The 16,098-nt window shown below is 66.4% G+C and carries 19 protein-coding genes; 14 read left to right on the top strand and 5 right to left on the bottom strand.

The annotated features are described in order from the left end of the window. Positions 1–2 precede the first annotated feature (2 nt). From ACK4SV_RS06730 to ACK4SV_RS06790, 13 genes are read left to right on the top strand one after another with little or no spacing between them, the layout of a single operon-like run. Positions 3–884 carry a type II secretion system protein N gene (locus ACK4SV_RS06730; RefSeq protein WP_409917045.1) on the top strand — a complete coding sequence of 294 codons (882 nt, stop codon included), beginning with the start codon at positions 3–5 and terminating at the stop codon, positions 882–884. Further along, the gene (gene gspD, locus ACK4SV_RS06735) at positions 881–2,845 is read left to right on the top strand and encodes a type II secretion system secretin GspD (protein ID WP_409917046.1); all 1,965 of its coding nucleotides are present in this window, start codon (positions 881–883) and stop codon (positions 2,843–2,845) included. Before ACK4SV_RS06730 ends, gspD begins: the two co-directional genes overlap by 4 nt. A gap of 7 nt (positions 2,846–2,852) precedes the next feature. Next, positions 2,853–4,343: a GspE/PulE family protein gene (locus ACK4SV_RS06740; RefSeq protein WP_409917047.1), complete on the top strand. Its 1,491-nt coding sequence runs from the start codon at positions 2,853–2,855 to the stop codon at positions 4,341–4,343. Continuing rightward, positions 4,303–5,541, top strand: coding sequence for a type II secretion system F family protein (locus ACK4SV_RS06745; protein ID WP_409917048.1), 1,239 nt, complete (start codon positions 4,303–4,305; stop codon positions 5,539–5,541). Before ACK4SV_RS06740 ends, ACK4SV_RS06745 begins: the two co-directional genes overlap by 41 nt. A gap of 11 nt (positions 5,542–5,552) precedes the next feature. Next, positions 5,553–6,014: a type II secretion system major pseudopilin GspG gene (gspG, locus tag ACK4SV_RS06750; protein WP_409917049.1), complete on the top strand. Its 462-nt coding sequence runs from the start codon at positions 5,553–5,555 to the stop codon at positions 6,012–6,014. A 6-nt stretch (positions 6,015–6,020) separates the two neighbouring features. After that, positions 6,021–6,539, top strand: coding sequence for a prepilin-type N-terminal cleavage/methylation domain-containing protein (locus tag ACK4SV_RS06755; RefSeq protein WP_409917050.1), 519 nt, complete (start codon positions 6,021–6,023; stop codon positions 6,537–6,539). Continuing rightward, on the top strand, positions 6,536–6,907 hold the full coding sequence (gspI, locus tag ACK4SV_RS06760; protein WP_409917051.1) for a type II secretion system minor pseudopilin GspI: 372 nt from the start codon (positions 6,536–6,538) through the stop codon (positions 6,905–6,907). The genes ACK4SV_RS06755 and gspI overlap by 4 nt, the downstream gene beginning before the upstream one ends. Continuing rightward, positions 6,904–7,527, top strand: a complete 624-nt coding sequence (gene gspJ, locus ACK4SV_RS06765) for a type II secretion system minor pseudopilin GspJ (protein ID WP_409917052.1) — start codon at positions 6,904–6,906, stop codon at positions 7,525–7,527. The genes gspI and gspJ overlap by 4 nt, the downstream gene beginning before the upstream one ends. Beyond that, positions 7,524–8,507, top strand: coding sequence for a type II secretion system minor pseudopilin GspK (gene gspK / locus ACK4SV_RS06770; RefSeq protein WP_409917053.1), 984 nt, complete (start codon positions 7,524–7,526; stop codon positions 8,505–8,507). The genes gspJ and gspK overlap by 4 nt, the downstream gene beginning before the upstream one ends. After that, complete coding sequence (gene gspL / locus ACK4SV_RS06775; protein ID WP_409917054.1) at positions 8,507–9,613, top strand: type II secretion system protein GspL; 1,107 nt, start codon at positions 8,507–8,509, stop codon at positions 9,611–9,613. Before gspK ends, gspL begins: the two co-directional genes overlap by 1 nt. Then, positions 9,610–10,092 (top strand): type II secretion system protein GspM, encoded by a 483-nt coding sequence (gspM, locus tag ACK4SV_RS06780; RefSeq protein ID WP_409917055.1) that lies wholly within the window; start codon positions 9,610–9,612, stop codon positions 10,090–10,092. Before gspL ends, gspM begins: the two co-directional genes overlap by 4 nt. Next, positions 10,089–10,847 carry a type II secretion system protein N gene (gspN, locus tag ACK4SV_RS06785; RefSeq protein ID WP_409917056.1) on the top strand — a complete coding sequence of 253 codons (759 nt, stop codon included), beginning with the start codon at positions 10,089–10,091 and terminating at the stop codon, positions 10,845–10,847. Before gspM ends, gspN begins: the two co-directional genes overlap by 4 nt. Next, positions 10,844–11,329, top strand: coding sequence for a hypothetical protein (locus ACK4SV_RS06790; protein ID WP_409917057.1), 486 nt, complete (start codon positions 10,844–10,846; stop codon positions 11,327–11,329). The genes gspN and ACK4SV_RS06790 overlap by 4 nt, the downstream gene beginning before the upstream one ends. Before the next feature lie 4 nt (positions 11,330–11,333). Here ACK4SV_RS06790 and ACK4SV_RS06795 read toward each other — a convergent pair whose 3' ends face one another. From ACK4SV_RS06795 to ACK4SV_RS06810, 4 genes are all read right to left on the bottom strand, one after another. Then, the gene (locus ACK4SV_RS06795; protein ID WP_409917058.1) at positions 11,334–11,681 is read right to left on the bottom strand and encodes a helix-turn-helix domain-containing protein; all 348 of its coding nucleotides are present in this window, start codon (positions 11,679–11,681) and stop codon (positions 11,334–11,336) included. Positions 11,682–11,775: 94 nt separating this feature from the next. Further along, positions 11,776–13,152: an L-serine ammonia-lyase gene (locus ACK4SV_RS06800; protein ID WP_409917059.1), complete on the bottom strand. Its 1,377-nt coding sequence runs from the start codon at positions 13,150–13,152 to the stop codon at positions 11,776–11,778. Positions 13,153–13,223: 71 nt separating this feature from the next. Continuing rightward, positions 13,224–14,411, bottom strand: a complete 1,188-nt coding sequence (locus ACK4SV_RS06805) for an FAD-dependent monooxygenase (protein ID WP_409917060.1) — start codon at positions 14,409–14,411, stop codon at positions 13,224–13,226. 27 nt (positions 14,412–14,438) lie between these two features. Beyond that, positions 14,439–14,642, bottom strand: coding sequence for a zinc-finger domain-containing protein (locus ACK4SV_RS06810; protein ID WP_409917061.1), 204 nt, complete (start codon positions 14,640–14,642; stop codon positions 14,439–14,441). Between the two features lie 119 nt (positions 14,643–14,761). Between ACK4SV_RS06810 and ACK4SV_RS06815 the strand changes: the two genes are divergently transcribed. Next, on the top strand, positions 14,762–15,703 hold the full coding sequence (locus tag ACK4SV_RS06815; RefSeq protein ID WP_409917062.1) for an ABC transporter ATP-binding protein: 942 nt from the start codon (positions 14,762–14,764) through the stop codon (positions 15,701–15,703). A 21-nt stretch (positions 15,704–15,724) separates the two neighbouring features. Here ACK4SV_RS06815 and trxA read toward each other — a convergent pair whose 3' ends face one another. Then, positions 15,725–16,045 (bottom strand): thioredoxin, encoded by a 321-nt coding sequence (trxA, locus tag ACK4SV_RS06820; RefSeq protein ID WP_409917063.1) that lies wholly within the window; start codon positions 16,043–16,045, stop codon positions 15,725–15,727. Between the last annotated feature and the right edge of the window lie 53 nt (positions 16,046–16,098).

Raw genomic sequence — 16,098 nt, forward strand, 5'->3', positions numbered from 1 at the left:
CGATGAGGCTTGCTGGTCTGGACATCGCCCTCCCCGGCACGTTGAGCCAAGCCGGGCGATCTGCGGCGGAAGGGGCGCTTGCGCTGGCCGCCGGCCTGATGCTCGCGAGACTTGCCTGGATCGCCGCCGGTCCGGAAAGCGGCGCCGTGATTGCAGATATGCCGCGGGCAAACACGCCGCATATGGCTACACAGTCTGCGGCGGCCCCGGCTGGCAATATCCTGCTGACATCCAACCCTTTCCGCGCGCCGCCGGCAGCGGAGGAACTGTCTGCCCCGCCCACGAGCCTGAACCTCAAGCTCACCGGCTTGCGCTCGGCTTCGAGCGATGAACAGGGCGGCTCTGCGATCATCCTGCTGCCCGATGGCAGCCATAAGCGCTTTGAACCGGGACAACTGGTGGTCAGCGGCGCGACGCTGGAAGCCGTGACCGCAGACCGGGTTTTCCTGCGTGTGAACGGGCGGCTGGAAGAATTGACGCGCCCGCAGGCCGGCGCCCGCGCCCTGTCGGCGCCGGATGGCAGGACGCCTTTGCCCCAAGCCGGCAGTGTCCGGCCAGCCGGCCCTGCTCCGGCGCCAGCCGGAGCTCGCAGCCCGGCGGTCACGCCTGCGCTGCTGATGAGCGACCTCGCCTTCCAGCCGGAGACGCGCAATGGGCAGGTCTCGGGCTACCGGGTCAATCCGCGCGGCCAGGGGCATTTCGAACAGGCGGGCCTTGAGCCCGGCGATCTCGTCCTGCGCGTCAACGGGCAGAGCCTTGAAGGTATGCGGCCCGACATGATCCAGAGCGCCATCGGGGCCGGAAATGATGTGGCGCTGGATGTCGTGCGCCATGGCATGATCGTCCGTGTACGTCTGACGACGGATACAGGCCTCGCCCAATGAACGCGCGTTTCCTGCTGGCGGCGGCTGCTGCCATTACCTCGACGCAGCTGGCAGCTGCCCAGACCACCCCGGCGAATGGCGACCGGCACGTCCTGAAACTTGATGATGTCGAGCTGAACACGCTGATCGAGGATATCTCGGTCCTCACCGGCTACACCTTCATCACCCATCCGGATGTGCGCCGTGCGCGGGTTTCGGTCGTCTCCCAGACCCCGATGACGACGCAGGAGCTGTTCCAGGTCTTCCTGACGACCCTGCGTATCCAGGGTTTTGTTGCTGTCCCGGCGGGGCGCGATACCTACCGCATCCTGCCGCGCAACCTCGCCTCGAGCGAGGCGCCGATGAGCGGCAGCGGCGCCAATGCCTTCCTGACCGAAATCATCAAGCTCGAACGGGCGAATGCGATGGAAGTCGCCCAGATGGTCAAGCCGATCCTCGACCATCAGGGGCAGGTCGTGGCCAATTCGAGCACGAACACACTTGTCATCGTCGACTATGCTTCGAACATCGACCGGGTGCGGAGGGTAATCGAGACGCTCGACCGTGACCAGACGGTCGTTGAAACCGTCGCGCTACGGAATATTCCGGCGACAGAGATGGAAACGGTTCTGACGCGCCTCAACGGCGCGGAGGCGCAGGCGTCGCAATCTGCGCAAGGGCGGTTCTCGGCGGTCGCGTCGATGACTAGCAATTCGGTGATCCTCCGGGGCGATGCTGCCACGGTCGCGCGGGCAAAGCGGGTCGCGCAGGATCTCGACCAGACGAACCCGCAGCGTGACCATGTGAAGGTCATTACCCTGAATTATGCCAATGCCGCTGAAGTCGTGCCGATCCTCGAGCGCGTCGGCGCCAGCATGGCCGCGCAGCGCGCGGCTTCGGATACGTCCGCGCTCTCCCAGACGATTGCGCATCATGATGCCACCAACTCGCTGATCATCAGCGCGAGCCCTGAGACCATCCTTGCGATGGAAAAGGTCGTCACGGCGCTGGATGTGCGCCGCCCGCAGGTGATGGTCGAGGCAATCATCGTCGAGATGTCGGATGACGCGGCGCGGGAACTGGGCCTGCAATTCCTGCTGTCGGGCACCGGCAACAATGCCATCCCCTTCGCTTCGACGAACTTCTCGCGGGCCGCGCCGAACCTCCTGGCGCTCGCCGGAGCGCTGGTCACGGACGGCTTTTCCAACCCGTCTTCCGTCAACCCGTTCAGGGATGCTGCCGTCAGCTCACTGACGAACTCCTCCGGCCTGACGCTGGGCGTGGGCGGTACATCCGGGGACACGCTGTTCGGCGCAATCCTGAATGCGGTCCAGAACGACACGGCCTCGCGCATCCTATCGACGCCGTTCGGCATGACGCTGAACAATTCGACTTCCGCGCTGATCGTGGGCCAGGAAATACCTGTCACGACCGGCCAGGTGCTGGGCGATGCAAACTCCAATCCCTTCCGCACGGTCGAGCGGCAGGATGTCGGTATCCAGTTGGAGGTCACACCGCGGATCGGCGAGAACAACACCGTACGCCTCGATATCCGTCAGGAGGTCTCCAGCGTGTTCGGCTCCATCGGGACCGTGACGCCGGACCTGATCCTCGACAAGCGGGAGATCAAGGCCAGCGTGCTGGCCGATGATGGTGAGATCATTGTCCTCGGCGGCCTGATCGAACAGACGGATACGACCCGGACCTCGAAAGTTCCGATCCTCGGGGATATTCCGGGTGTCGGCCGGCTTTTCCGTTCAGAGGGAAAAGGCTCTACACGGACGAACCTGATGGTGTTCCTGCGCCCGACAATCGTGCGCAGCCGGGAAGATGCTCAGGCCGCCACTGCGCAGAAATATCTCTATGTGCAGGGTGAGGAACTGATGCGCGGCGTTCCCGGCGATGCCTCGATTGACCGGTATGTTCGCGAAGTCCTCGGCACGACCGGCCCGGCCATGCCGCCGGCTCCCCCGCAGAGATAACCGGCTCATGTCCCGCTCCCAGGTCACCTATGCCTTTGCACGGGACAAGGGCGTGGCCGTCATTCCGGGGCGCGCCGCCCTGACCTTTGCTGTGCGCGAAGGCGCAGATCCACTGGCCGTTCTGGAAGCGGCACGGGTGACCGGCATACCGGCAGAACTCGAAGCGATGACCAGCGGGAAGTTTGAACGCCAGCTGTCTGAAAGTTTCGGCCAGTCGGGCATTGACGGGCGCGCAGCCGAGGCCGCAGCCGGCCGCGCCGATGACCTCGAAACCCTGTTCGACGGCCTTCCGCAGACGGAAGACCTGCTGGCGGGCGATGGCGATGCACCGATCATTACCCTGATCAACGGCCTGCTGCAGGACGCGATCCGCCGCCGCGCCTCCGACATCCATATTGATCCGTTCGAGGACAAGCTGACCGTCCGTTACCGGATTGACGGGGAGCTGCAGGAAGTGCTCTCCGCCTCGCGCCGGGTGGCCGCGCCGCTCGTCTCGCGCATCAAGGTGATGAGCCGCCTGGACATTGCCGAGAAGCGGATGCCGCAGGATGGGCGTATTTCGCTGTCGCTGGGCGGGCGGGCGCTGGATGTGCGGGTCGCGACGCTGCCGACGCGGTATGGCGAGCGGGTGGCGCTGCGCCTGCTCGATACGCGCCAGGCGCTTTTGGGGCTCGAAAGCCTCGGCATGGACACGGATACGCTCGGCCGGTTCCGCAGCGCGCTGAGCGAGCCGAACGGCGTGATCCTTGTGACCGGCCCGACGGGCTCCGGCAAGACGACGACGCTCTATTCGGCGCTGGCCGTTCTGAATACGGGCCGCGTCAATATCATGACGCTGGAAGACCCCGTCGAATACGGCCTCGACGGCATCAGCCAGACGCCGATGGATCACAAGGTCGGCCTGACCTTTGCAGCCACGCTGCGCTCGATCCTGCGGAATGACCCCAATATCGTCATGGTCGGCGAGATCCGCGATGTGGAGACGGCCGAGGTGGCGCTCGAATTCGCGCTGACGGGCCGCCTCGCCCTGTCGACGATCCACACCAACAGCTCGGCGGGTGCCATCACGCGCCTGCGCGATATGGGGGTGGAGAGTTTCCTGCTCGCCTCGACGCTGCGCGCAATCCTCGCCCAGCGGCTGCTGCGCCAGCTCTGCCCGCACTGCAAGGAGGCCTACACGCCTACGCCTGCCCTGCTGGAGCGCCTCGGCCTCGCGCCGGACAGCGCGCCGCTACTCTACCAGGCGAAGGGCTGCCCGTCCTGTAACCATACCGGCTATGATGGCCGTCTCGGCGTCTATGAACTGCTCGTTGTGGACGGCGGCATCCGCCGGATGATCCATGAGGGCGCAACCGAGGAAGAAATTGAGCGCGTGGCCTTTGCCCGCTATGATATGCTGTTCCAGAACGGATTGCGGCATGTGCTGAGCGGAGAGTCGAGCGCCGAGGAACTGCTCTATGTCTGCCGCCGGGAGGCTTGGTTCGGTGGCAGCGTTTGAATACAAGGCCCTGACAGCGGACGGACGGCGCACGAGCGGCGTCATCTCCGCAGATACGGCCCGCGCCGCGCGGCGGGAGCTTCGTGCACGCCAGCTGACGCCGGTCTCGCTGTCCGAGACACGCGGTGAGGCCGCCGGCGGCTTCGGCAAGGCCGTCAAGCTCAAGGAAAAGGAACGCACGCTGCTGACGCGGCAGCTCTCGGTGCTGCTCCTCTCCGGCATGACTGTGGAACAGGCGCTGACGGCGGCGGCCGGGGATGGCGGCAAGTCCGGCCAGCGTGCATTGCTGCTCGGTGTACGCTCGCGCGTCATGGAGGGCACGAGTTTTGCCGAAGCGCTGCGCGGCGCGCCAAAAGCCTTCCCGCCGCTTTACCGTTCCGTGGTCGCCGCGGGCGAGGCATCGGGGCGCATCGGCGCGGTGCTGGACCAGCTCGCGGGCCATCTGGAGCGCAGCTACCGGCTGAAGACGATGGTGCGCTCGGCGATGATCTATCCGGCGATCCTGGGCGTCACGGCGCTGCTGATGGTCAGTGCCCTGATGGTCTGGGTCGTGCCGAAACTGGTCGAGCAGTTTGCCATGCTGGGCGCTTCGGAACTGCCGCCGCTGACGCAGGGGGTGATCGCGCTGTCGAACTTCTTCCGCGACTGGGGCCTCTGGTTCCTGGGTGCGGCCGCCCTAAGCGGCCTCATCCTCCACCGCGCCCTTAAGGCCGAGGCGCTGCGCCGGAAATGGGACGCGCTGATGCTGCGCCTGCCTTACATTGGCGAACTCAGCCGGAAGATTTCGGCGGCGCGCTTTGCGCGCATCCATGCAACACTGTCCGCCTCCGGAGCAACGGTCCTTGAAAGCCTCGCCGGGGCCCGCAACGCGATGGGCAATCTCGTCTTCCGCGATGCGGCCGGTTCGATCATGGAATCGGTGCAACGCGGGGGCACCCTGTCCGGCGCCATGAAAGCAACCGGCGTGTTCCCGCCCCTGATGACGCATATGGTCGCCAGCGGCGAGGCTGCGCGCGATGTGCCGGCCATGATGAACCGGGCGGCAGACTTCCTCGAATCCGAATTCGAAACCTCGACCAATGTCGCGCTCGGCCTGCTCGAGCCGGTCATCATCATCCTGCTCGGCGGCATCGTCGGCACAATCGTCCTGTCCATCATGCTGCCGATCATGCAGCTCAACACCCTCGCCCTCGGCTGAAGGAGGCAACCATGCACGCAATTTCCCCTCAAGAAGAACGCGCCCGCAGCCGCAAGGGCGAAGCGGGCTTCTCGCTGGTCGAGCTGATGGTGGTTGTGTTCATCATGGGCCTCCTGGCGACGCTGATCATCATCAACGTTGCGCCGGTCGGCGACCGGTCGCGGATCACCAAGGCGCGCGCCGACATCGCCAATCTCGAGAACGCGCTCGAACAATACAGCCTCGACCTCTACACCTATCCGACACAGGAACAGGGCCTTGCCGCGCTCTCCTCCCCGCCGCCGGGGGTTGACCTGACGCTGTATCGCCCGGGCGGCTATATCCGGCGCGTGCAGAATGATCCCTGGGGCAATCCCTATCAGTATGTCATTCCGGGCACCCGGTCGGGTGGCCGGTATGACCTGTTCTCGATGGGTGCGGATGGCAAGCCGGGGGGCGAAGGGCCGGATGCTGACATCGGCAACTGGGACTGACCCTGCATGGCCGCGTCCAGCCCGCCTCGCCTCAGCCATCGGCAAGGCCCGGACAGGCGGGCCTCGGCCGGGTTTTCTCTGATCGAGATGCTCGTGGCGCTGGCCATTGTCGGGGTCGCCTCCAGCCTGATCGTGCTGACGGCGCGGCCAGCCGATCCGGCGCGCGTGGAATTCCAGCGCCTCATACAGACCGCCGAGGTGACCGCTGAGCGGGCACGCATCAGCGGGACGCCGGCCGGCCTTCGTCTGTCGGCGGATCGCTATGAACCCGTCATCTGGCAGGCCGGGGATTGGCAGGCCGTGCCGCGTCAGGCGCGCAGCTTTCCCGGCGGGCTGACGCTCGCCTGGACCGAGGCACGGCCGGCAAGGCGCAGCCTCGAGGCGGCGGACCCGGACGTGCCGCAGATCATCTTCGATCCCCTGGGCCATACGCGGGAGGCGCAACTCTCCTTGTCCGCGGGCAGCACCCGTCATACGCTGACTGTGACGGCTGAGGGCATCCACGTGGACGGACCCCGGCGATGAGGCAGGAAGCGGGATTCACGCTGCTGGAGGCGCTGGTTGCGCTTGCCGTGTTCAGCACGGCGGCGGTCGGGCTGATCTCGCTCAATACGAATTCGGTGCGGATCAGCCGGGACCTCGGAGACCGGGTCCTGGCGCGGCAAGTGGCGGAAAACATTGCTGTGGACACGCTGACGGACCCTGCAAAGCAGCGCCCCGGGACGTCCAGCGGCGAGGAAACCCAGCGCCAGCAGACGTATGTTTGGGAGCGTATCGTCGTGCCGGCAGGCCGGGATGGCCTTATCCAGGTCGATATCCGGGTGCGCCCCGCCGGCAGTGACCGCGTGGCGGGCCATGTCAGCTTCCTGCATGTGGCGGAGGGTGCGCCATGAAACGCGCCGCAGGCCCCGAAGCCGGCATGACCCTGCTGGAAACGCTGATTTCGTTGTTCCTGATTGCGGTGATCGCCACCGCCGGCTCGGGAATGCTGATCCAGGCGCTGCGCGGCGCGCAGATGGTCGAAGCGCGCGGCGCCGATGCGAGGGAGATCGAGGCGGCGCTGGCGGCGATCCGCCATGATCTGGAAGCGTTCACGGGCCGCACGGCGCGCACAGGGATGGGCACCGAGACCCTGACACCCTTTGACGGACGGGCTTCTGCCGCCAGCGGACGGCTCTTCAGTTTCGTGCGCAATGGCTGGGCCGATCCGGGCGGCGCCGCCGGCCGCAGCGACCTGCAACGGGTCGAATATGCGTTTGAGCAGGGCGCCCTGATCCGCCGGTCCTGGCGGTCGCCAGACCCCGGGCCGGCGACGCCGGTTGTGGAGCAGAGGTTGCTGGAGGGGCTGGAAGGCCTGAGTGTCCGGTATGGGCGCGTCAGTAGCTGGCGGGGGGACTGGATGGCGGATGCCGGCAGCGGCGCGGACGCCCTGCCCGACAAGCTGGAACTGACCTTCCGCTTCAACCGTGAGGATGAGTTGACGGCGCGCTTCCGCCTGGGGCTGCGCCAATGAAGGCTGCTCGCCGCCAGCGCTCAGATGAAAAAGGCGCAGCCCTGCTGTCCGTCCTCCTGGTCGTTGCGGCCCTGTCTGCAGCGGCGGTTGTCGCATCGGCTGCCATCGCGCGGCAGACAGACACCTCCCGCGCGGCCGCAAGGCGTGCGGATGCCGGCTGGGCCGCGCTATCCGCCGAAGCGCTCGCCCGCAGCGCCATAGCCGACCTGATGCGCACGACAGCCGGTCAGGTGAACGTGCTGACGCCGGGCCTCGGCGAACCGGTCGCTTTCGCGGCCCGGGGCGGCGTCATCAGCCTGTCCGTGGAAGACGCCGCGAACTGCTTAAACCTGAACAGTTTCGCCTCTGCCAGTGATGCCGGTGTGCTGACGGCGCGTACTGGCATGATCCGTCTTCTCGACGGCATCGGCGTACCGGAGGGCGATGCCTCGGCCCTTGCCGACACGCTGGCGGACTGGATCGATGCGGATTCCACGCCCCGGGCGCGCGGGGCGGAGGATGAGTATTACCTGTCCCTCGATCCGCCCTACCGGACAGCGAACGGGCCGCTCGAAAGCCCGAGAGAGCTGGCCGCCATCCTCGGCTACACACCGGCGCTTCGCGAGGCGCTTGCCCCGCTGGTCTGCGCCCTGCCCGGCCCGGCGCAGGCGGCGCTCAACCTCAACACGCTGAAGCCCGAACAGGCGCCACTGCTGCGCGCGCTCTATGCGCCGGATCTGCGCCTGCAGACGGCGGAGCGGCTGCTCGAGCAACGCCCCACTGGCGGCTGGCGCAGCGTCGAGGATTTTGAGGCACTTCCCGATATCCGGACACTACCGGCGGGGGCAAAGGCCAGCTCGGCGATCTCGGTCTCAACCACCGTCTTTGCAGCCAGCGGACTGATCTCGACCGATGGCGGCACCTGGCCGTTTGACTTTATCATCTCGGCGAGCGAGGGGCAGGCACCGCGCACGATCTGGCGGCGTCTGGGAGAAGACTGATGGCAAACGAGGTCTTTGTCGCGCTCCCGGACGAACCGGGCGGGCCGCTGGAAGTGCTGCGGGAACGCGCGGGACTGCTGGAGCCGGTGCCCTCGCCCGTGCGGACCGAAAAGCGCGCCGCCGTCACTGCGATTGCCCCGGCGAGCCGCGTCGCGCATTTCTGCCCGCCGCTGCCGGCGCGAAGTGACAGCGAAGCGCTGCTCGCGGCGCCCTATGCCATTGAAGATGAGCTCGCCCAGCCGGTCGAGGATGTGCACCTCGCGCTCGGCCCAAGGCGGAAGGACAGCCAGCAGCGCGACATCTATGCCGTGGACCGCACCCTGATGGCCGCCTGGGTCGCACAACTCGGGGATGCCGGCTACAAGGAGGCGCGGCTGGTGCCGGAGCAGGCGTTATTGGATGCCGGCCTCAGCAGTGTTGCCTTTCCCGAACACATCCTCACCCGGCAGGGAGACCGGATCGTGGCGGTGGATCACCGCCTGCCCGAAGTTCTTCGCAGCGCCGTGCCGGGCGAGGCCGGCGAACCGGGTGAACGGGCTGCCAGCCGCCTCCTCTGGCTGGCGGGGCGGGCGCGGCAGGCAAACCTCGTGGACCTCCGGACGGGCCCCTATGCGGTGAAGCGAGACGCGGAAACCGGACTGCGTGCCTGGGGCCTGGCTGCCGGGCTGGGCCTCGCCGCGATTGTGCTCTGGACTGTCACGCAATATGCCGACGCCGCGCAGCGCAGCGCCGCAGCAGAAGCGCTGCGCCAGGATGCAGCGCGCCGATACACCGAGCTTTTCCCGGGCGCGCCCCTGCCCGCCGACCTCGATCAGACGACGCGCCAGCTGCTGGCTTCGCCGGGTGAAGCGCATACATCCGATTTCCATGGAGCCGCATCGGCCCTGTTCAATGCGCTGGCAGCCACGTCCGGTTCGCGGCTGGAGGCGCTGAGATTTGATCAGGCGACCGGAGAGCTGCAGGCAGACATCCTGATTGAACGGTATGATGATATCGGCTTGCTGACCGGGCCTCTTGGACAGACGGCCTATCGTGTCAGCGCCGAGATTGACCCCGCTTCAAGCGCGGGATTGCTGGTGCGGGTCAAGCTGGGGACCCCGACATGACTGCCTGGTGGGACACGCGCAGCGGACGGGAGAAGCTGTTGATTGCTCTGGCAGCCCTGCTGCTGACAGGCGCTCTCTGGTGGCAGTTCCTGCTGGTGCCGGCGGCGGCGCGCAAGGCAGAGGCCACACTGGAACAGGAGCGCGCCGTGCAGACGCTTGCGCGCCTTGACCGGATCGCTGCGATGGCTGCGGAAACCGGCGGCCCCCGGCCCATGCGGCCGGCGCGGGATGCCGAAACGCTGCGCCGCATCGCGATATCGCGTGCCTCGGATGCCGGACTGATCGTGGCAGACACGCGCCAGCCCGCCCCCGGGCGGCTGCAGCTTGACCTGCCCGGCGCCGACCCATCGGCAGTCTTTGCCTGGACCCTTGGACTGGAAACAGCGGAGGGGATCACGGTGTCCTCTGCCAGCCTGACGGCGGCGGAAGATGGCCGCGTCAACGCCGTGATCGAGTTTGTGACAGGAGCCACGCCTTGAGAGCTCTTCTGGTCGTGCTGTTCCTGCTGGCGGGGCTTCTGATCGGCCTCGTCTATTTCATGCCGCTCGCGACGATCCTGAAGATTGCGGGCGCAGAAGAGCGGGGCCTGAGCTGGATGGCTGCCGACGGGACGCTGGCCGGCGGGCAGATCCGGGGCCTGCGCGCGGGAACCGAGCTCCTGGGCGATGGCACGCTGAAGCTGCGTCCGGCGACGCTCCTTCGGTTCGGCGCAGAGTATGATTTCAGCTGGTCAGGTCCTGCCGGCTCCGGCACCGGGCGGGCGGCCGTCTTCCCCGGCGGGACAATCGAGGTGCGGGACTATGCCATCCGGTTCGACTTTGCGGCTATTGACGGCCTTGCGCTGTGGATCCGGCAATCAGGCGGCGAGGCGCGGATTGACGGTCCGCTGATCCGCTTCCGCAATGGCGAGTGCCACCATGCCGAAGGCCGCAGCACGAGCAATGCCCTGACCCTCAATCAGGCGCTGCTGGGTCCCGGCTGGCCGGAAATGACGGGCACGATCGGTTGCCTCGGGCCGGACCTTGGTATTCCGTTTGAAGCCCAGAGCGCCTCCGGCACACGGGTCGATACACTCGCAAGGTTCAGCCTGCGCCGGACGGGCTCGATGGAGGCACGCATCTCAGGCTTTATCCCGCAGGATTTCCAGTATGCGCTGCCGATTGCGGGTTTCGTTCCCGATGGCAGTGCCTTTGTGTACCGCTACCCAGCCGCTCCTTCCGAGGTTCAGCCATGATCCGTGTTCTTGCAGTCATTCTTGCCGTCAGTGCTGTCGCCGCCTGTACGTCATCGCCGGCTCAGTCGCCTGCGGCTGTGGCGGCCCGCGCCGCGAGCCCGTTGCAGGATGTGCCGGAAGCTGGCCTGCCCGCGCAGAGGCTGGCGCCGGGCGAGTGCGGGCTCTTCCTGTGGAGCATGACCCCGCCGCAGAAATTCGTGTTCTTCACCCGGGCTGCGTCTGGGCGCGCGGAACTCTGGCATGAGAGCCGGGCCGTCACCCTCACCCAGGTCGATGCGCATGGTGACATTTTCGGCCAGTTCCTGACCGCCAGCGACTATGTTTCGCCGGACGCTGCGCTGGAGGTGAGCCTGACCTTCCGGCCGGGTGAGACCCTCGAACAGGGCCAGCGGGTCGAGGGCGGCCGTGTGGTCATCCGGGGCCGTGATGGCTGGGAAACAGTCCTGCCCGTCAGCGGGATCAGTGCCTGTATGGGCCGCTGACGGATCAGGTCAGCAGGTCGACCGGCACGGCAAGCGCCTCGGCAAGGCGCCGGGCAGTCTTGAGGCCATAGGACATGCCCCGCTCGATCGCGGAGATGTGGTTCGGGCGGATGCCGCAGAGTTCGCCCAGCTCGCGCTGCGTCATCAGGCGGAACTGGCGCACGACGCGCACAGGATGCTCGCCTTCGCTGATCCGCTTCAGGAGGGCCGGAGGCAGGGGCACGATGGCGGGATCGGTCGCCTTCACACGGCCCGAGGTAATCTCGCGGAGTGTGCTTTCGAGCGCCTCGACCTTCTGTTCCAGATCGATCACCCGGATTTCCAGGGAGTAGACGAGCTTCGGATCATGCATCTTGGTGACAGCCCCGTGTCAGTTGCGACGCAGGGCTAGAAGCGTTCCGCTACACTTGCGTGTCGGAATTGATAAGATTTCGTGTCAGCCGCGCTCAGCACTCGATCACATTGACCGCGAGCCCGCCCTGGCTGGTCTCCTTATACTTGGTGGACATGTCGAGACCGGTCTGGCGCATTGTCTCGATTACCTGGTCGAGAGATACCTTGGTCTGCTCCAGCGAATGGAGCGCAAGGCGCGCGGCATTGGCGGCTTTCACCGCGCCGATGGCATTGCGCTCGATGCAGGGGATCTGGACAAGACCGCCCACGGGATCGCACGTCAGGCCGAGATTGTGTTCCATGCCGATCTCCGCTGCATTGGCGACCTGCTGCGGCGTGCCGCCCCAGATCGCCGCGAGGCCACCTGCGGCCATCGAGCAGGCAACGCCAACCTCACCCTGGCAGCCCATCTCCGCCCCGGAAATGGAGGCGCGCTGCTTGTAGAGCAGCCCTATGCCGCCGGCGGTCAGCAGAAATCGCCGGATACGCGCTGGGGCGTCGGCGGTATCTGCGCAGTAATGGCGGATCACAGCCGGGATGATGCCCGCCGCCCCATTTGTCGGGGCGGTGACCACCTGACCGCCGGCGGCGTTCTCCTCATTCACCGCCATGGCGTAGACGTTCAGCCAGTCGAACAGCTGCTCGCGCTCATTCGAGGGCGGCGCGGTCTGCAGACGCTGCCAGATTTCCGGCGCGCGGCGGCGCACTTTAAGATCGCCCGGCAAGGTGCCGGTCCGGGCAAGTCCCCGGTCGATACAGGCCATCATGACGCCTGCGATCCGGTCCAGAGAGGCTTCTGTCTCTGCGCGGGGGCGCATGGCGTCTTCGTTTGCGAGGATCACTGCGTCGATGCTGATGCCCTGCGCTTCGCAGGTGGCGAGCAGCTCGGCGGCCGACGTGAACGGATGCGGGACCGCGCGGCCCGCAGGCACGATGTCTCCGGTGACAGGCTTTTCGAGCTGGCGCCGGGAGGCAATGAAGCCGCCGCCCGTGGAATACCATGTCTCGTCCGCGATCACCTCGCCGCCCTCGCTGAAGGCGCGCAGGCGCATTCCGTTCGGGTGCAGGTCGGGCAGGATTTCGTAGGCGAAGCGGATATCCGACTGCGGATCAAAAGCGAGGCTACGGCCATCCTTCAGCGGCAGGTGTTTGCTCGCCCGTACCTCGGCGACCGCCCGGTCGGCTGCCTCCGGATCGAGTGTCTCGGGCTCAAGTCCCAGCAGGCCGAGGATCACCGCCTTGGGTGTGGCATGTCCTTCACCGGTCAGGGCGAGCGAGCCCTGAAGCTCAACCTCTATCCGCTGAACCGCGCCGAGATGCCCGCCGGTCTCAAGGCCTGACATGAAGCGGCCCGCAATCCGGATCGGCCCGACCGTATGCGAGCTCGACGGGCCGATGCCAACGCGGAAAATGTCGAGGACGGACAGCATGGTTCGGGTTGGCTCCTCAATCTGGATGGTTCCTCTCTTTGCAGGAACCTCCTGTCAGCGAAAGCCTGCGATCAGGCCGCCGCGGTCACGTCTTGGCCATAAAGCCAGTCATGGCGCCCATGGATGATGCCCGGCAGGAGACGCCCGGCGGCCATCATCGGCCCATAGGTTCCGAGCTTCATGAACGGATTGGAGCGGTGGAAGATCCGGGCATTCTGCCGGGCCGTTTCCTGCACCCGGGTCGCCCGAGGCTTACGGGCACGTTCATAGGCATCGAGGGCAGCGGGCAGGCTGGCAGACCGCGTAATCTCGGCGGCCAGCACATAGGCGTCTTCGATAGCCATGACGGCGCCCTGCGCCAGGAAGGGCAGCATGGGGTGGCAGGCATCGCCGACCAGCACGACCCGGCCCTCCGACCATTTCGGCAGCGGCGCCCGGTCATACAACGGCCAGCGCAGCAGAACCGGCGCTTCATCAATGATCCGGCGAATCACCGGGTGCCAGCCAGGGAAATCCGCCTTTGCATCCTCCCGCGCGCCGGGGGCGCCCCAGGATTCTTCGCCGGGTTCATCGCGTTCGACGACGCCGACGAAATTCGCAAGGCTGCCCCGCCGCAGGCGGTAGGTCACTGCATGGCGGCCGCTGCCGGCCCAGACGCAGGCCGTCTCCGGCGGCGGGTAATCTCCAAGCCGGGCGATGGGCACAACCGTGCGCCAGGCGACATGGCCGGTAAAGCGAGGCTTTTCGGGTCCCAGCATCTGCGCCCGGACGGCAGAATGGATGCCGTCAGCGCCGATCAGAAGATCGCCGCTGGCACTTTCCCCGGAGGCGAATTTCAGGCGGATGCCATTTTCCCCCTGCAGGTACTCGGTCACCTGATGCCCGTTTATGAGCGACTCCGGCGACAGGTCCCGGACGGCTTCCAAGAGGGCGGACAACAGGTCGGCGCGGTGGATGTGCAGGTAATCCCCGCCCCAGCGGTTGATCGCTTCTGACCGGAGCGGGATTTCGAAGATGCGCTGGCCGCTGCGGCCAAGGCGGAATTCCTGGGCGCGGGGCCGGAAGGCATCCCGGCCCACCCGGGCGGACACGCCGAGCCGGTCGAGCACCTTCATCCCGTTCGGGCTGATCTGGACGCCGGCGCCGATATCCTCAAACCGGGCGGCCTGCTCGAAAACCCTGACCTCATGCCCCGTGCGCAGCAGCGCCAGCGCGGCCGTCAGCCCGCCGACCCCGCCACCGGCAATCAGGATGCGCATGGACTGAGCCTCGCTCTGGTCAACCCGTCAGCCCTGCCGGGCCGGATCGTGCTTGCCGCCGATGAGGATGAACCGGCGGTCGCAATACTTGCACTCGACGAAATCATCATCGCCCATCTCGTACCAGACCTTCGGGTGGCCGAGCGCGCCGCCGCCGCCATTGCAGGAGACCTTGTGGCTGGACACCATCGAGATTTCAGGCGGCGTGAACACATCGCGTTTGGCGGGCATGGGAAAGGCACTCCTCAAGGGCGCTCGCCGGCCATTGCTTGCGGCGGCGCGCGCATGCTCCTAACTAGAAGCATGGTCAGGCGCGCGCAAGGCGCCCTGTCTGCTGCCAGCGAGACCCCATGTCCTCACCGCATTGCGCCATCGAAGTCCGCGATCTGCGGAAAACCTATGCTGCATCCGGAAAAATGCCGGAAAAACAAGCCCTGAACGGGATCAGCCTGGCTATTCCGACAGGCTCCATCTTCGGCCTGCTGGGGCCGAATGGCGCGGGCAAGTCGACCTTCATCAACATCCTTGCCGGGCTCGTCCGGAAAACATCCGGCAGCGTGCGAATCTGGGACCTCGATATCGACCAGCATCCGCGCCAGAGCCGGGCGGCCATTGGCGTCGTGAATCAGGAAGTGGTCGCTGACCCCTTCTTCACCCCGTTCGAGATGCTGGAACTGATGGCGGGCTTCTACGGTGTGCCGAAGGCCGAGCGCCGGAGCGTCGAGATTCTCGCGGCGCTGGGCCTTGAGGACAAGAAGGACGCTTATGTCCGCCAGCTATCGGGCGGCATGAAGCGGCGGCTGATGGTGGCCAAGGCGCTTGTCCATGCGCCGCCGGTGCTGATTCTCGACGAGCCGACCGCCGGGGTGGATGTCGAGCTGCGCCGCCTGCTGTGGGATTATGTGCGCGAGTTGCACGACCGCGGCACGACGATCATTCTCACCACGCACTACCTCGAAGAAGCCGAGGAGCTCTGCGACACCATCGCCATCGTCAATCACGGCGAAATCGTCGCCTGCGAGCCGACGGCCCGGCTGCTCTCGCGCCTCGACTACAAGACGCTGGTGATCCAGCCGAAAGAGCCGCTCAGCGCCCTGCCCGCTGATCTTGCCGGACTCGACGCCGTGATCCGCCCGGACGGATCGCTCGCCATCACCTTCAAGACGGCAGAAACGGGCATTGGCCGGCTGCTGGAGCGGGTGCGCACATCCGGAATCGCAATCGGGGACCTCTCGACAGAGTCCCCCGACCTTGAAGACGTGTTCGTGTCGCTGACGAGCGAGACGGCCTGAAGGCCCCCGCTCCCAGCCAGATCAGAGGCTCTGCTTGATCCAGTCGGTCAGCGCCTGGCGGTTCATGGCGCCGTTGCGGGTTGCCGCCACCTTGCCGCCCTTGAACATCAGCAGCGTCGGCAGGCCGCGCACGCCATAGCGTGCGCCGACCAGCGGATGGTCGTCGACATTCACCTTCACGATCTTGACCTTGCCTTCCATCTCGGTGGCAACGGCCTCCAGATGCGGCGTCATCTGCTTACAAGGGCCGCACCATTCGGCCCAGAAATCCACAACTACCGGAATATCCGAGCCCGTGACGACACCGTCGAACTCGTCTTCGCTCACATTGATGGCTGCCATGTCTGCGGCTCCTTCTGCCGTCTGTCGTTTTCAAGTCCGGTACATAGGGACTC

The organism is Hyphomonas sp. (assembly GCF_046313735.1).
In the GTDB taxonomy this organism is placed as follows: domain Bacteria; phylum Pseudomonadota; class Alphaproteobacteria; order Caulobacterales; family Hyphomonadaceae; genus Hyphomonas.

Bases quoted from the DNA above. Each gene is read 5' to 3' on its own strand.
- ACK4SV_RS06810 (WP_409917061.1), bottom strand. From the start codon at position 14,642: ATGCCCGCCAAACGCGATGTGTTCACGCCGCCTGAAATCTCGATGGTG.
- ACK4SV_RS06755 (WP_409917050.1), top strand. From the start codon at position 6,021: ATGGCCGCGTCCAGCCCGCCTCGCCTCAGCCATCGGCAAGGCCCGGAC.
- gspI (WP_409917051.1), top strand. From the start codon at position 6,536: ATGAGGCAGGAAGCGGGATTCACGCTGCTGGAGGCGCTGGTTGCGCTT.
- gspD (WP_409917046.1), top strand. From the start codon at position 881: ATGAACGCGCGTTTCCTGCTGGCGGCGGCTGCTGCCATTACCTCGACG.
- gspM (WP_409917055.1), top strand. From the start codon at position 9,610: ATGACTGCCTGGTGGGACACGCGCAGCGGACGGGAGAAGCTGTTGATT.
- gspL (WP_409917054.1), top strand. From the start codon at position 8,507: ATGGCAAACGAGGTCTTTGTCGCGCTCCCGGACGAACCGGGCGGGCCG.
- trxA (WP_409917063.1), bottom strand. From the start codon at position 16,045: ATGGCAGCCATCAATGTGAGCGAAGACGAGTTCGACGGTGTCGTCACG.
- gspG (WP_409917049.1), top strand. From the start codon at position 5,553: ATGCACGCAATTTCCCCTCAAGAAGAACGCGCCCGCAGCCGCAAGGGC.
- ACK4SV_RS06730 (WP_409917045.1), top strand. From the start codon at position 3: ATGAGGCTTGCTGGTCTGGACATCGCCCTCCCCGGCACGTTGAGCCAA.
- ACK4SV_RS06795 (WP_409917058.1), bottom strand. From the start codon at position 11,681: ATGCATGATCCGAAGCTCGTCTACTCCCTGGAAATCCGGGTGATCGAT.
- ACK4SV_RS06740 (WP_409917047.1), top strand. From the start codon at position 2,853: ATGTCCCGCTCCCAGGTCACCTATGCCTTTGCACGGGACAAGGGCGTG.
- ACK4SV_RS06745 (WP_409917048.1), top strand. From the start codon at position 4,303: ATGTCTGCCGCCGGGAGGCTTGGTTCGGTGGCAGCGTTTGAATACAAG.
- ACK4SV_RS06800 (WP_409917059.1), bottom strand. From the start codon at position 13,152: ATGCTGTCCGTCCTCGACATTTTCCGCGTTGGCATCGGCCCGTCGAGC.
- ACK4SV_RS06815 (WP_409917062.1), top strand. From the start codon at position 14,762: ATGTCCTCACCGCATTGCGCCATCGAAGTCCGCGATCTGCGGAAAACC.
- gspK (WP_409917053.1), top strand. From the start codon at position 7,524: ATGAAGGCTGCTCGCCGCCAGCGCTCAGATGAAAAAGGCGCAGCCCTG.
- ACK4SV_RS06805 (WP_409917060.1), bottom strand. From the start codon at position 14,411: ATGCGCATCCTGATTGCCGGTGGCGGGGTCGGCGGGCTGACGGCCGCG.
- gspJ (WP_409917052.1), top strand. From the start codon at position 6,904: ATGAAACGCGCCGCAGGCCCCGAAGCCGGCATGACCCTGCTGGAAACG.
- ACK4SV_RS06790 (WP_409917057.1), top strand. From the start codon at position 10,844: ATGATCCGTGTTCTTGCAGTCATTCTTGCCGTCAGTGCTGTCGCCGCC.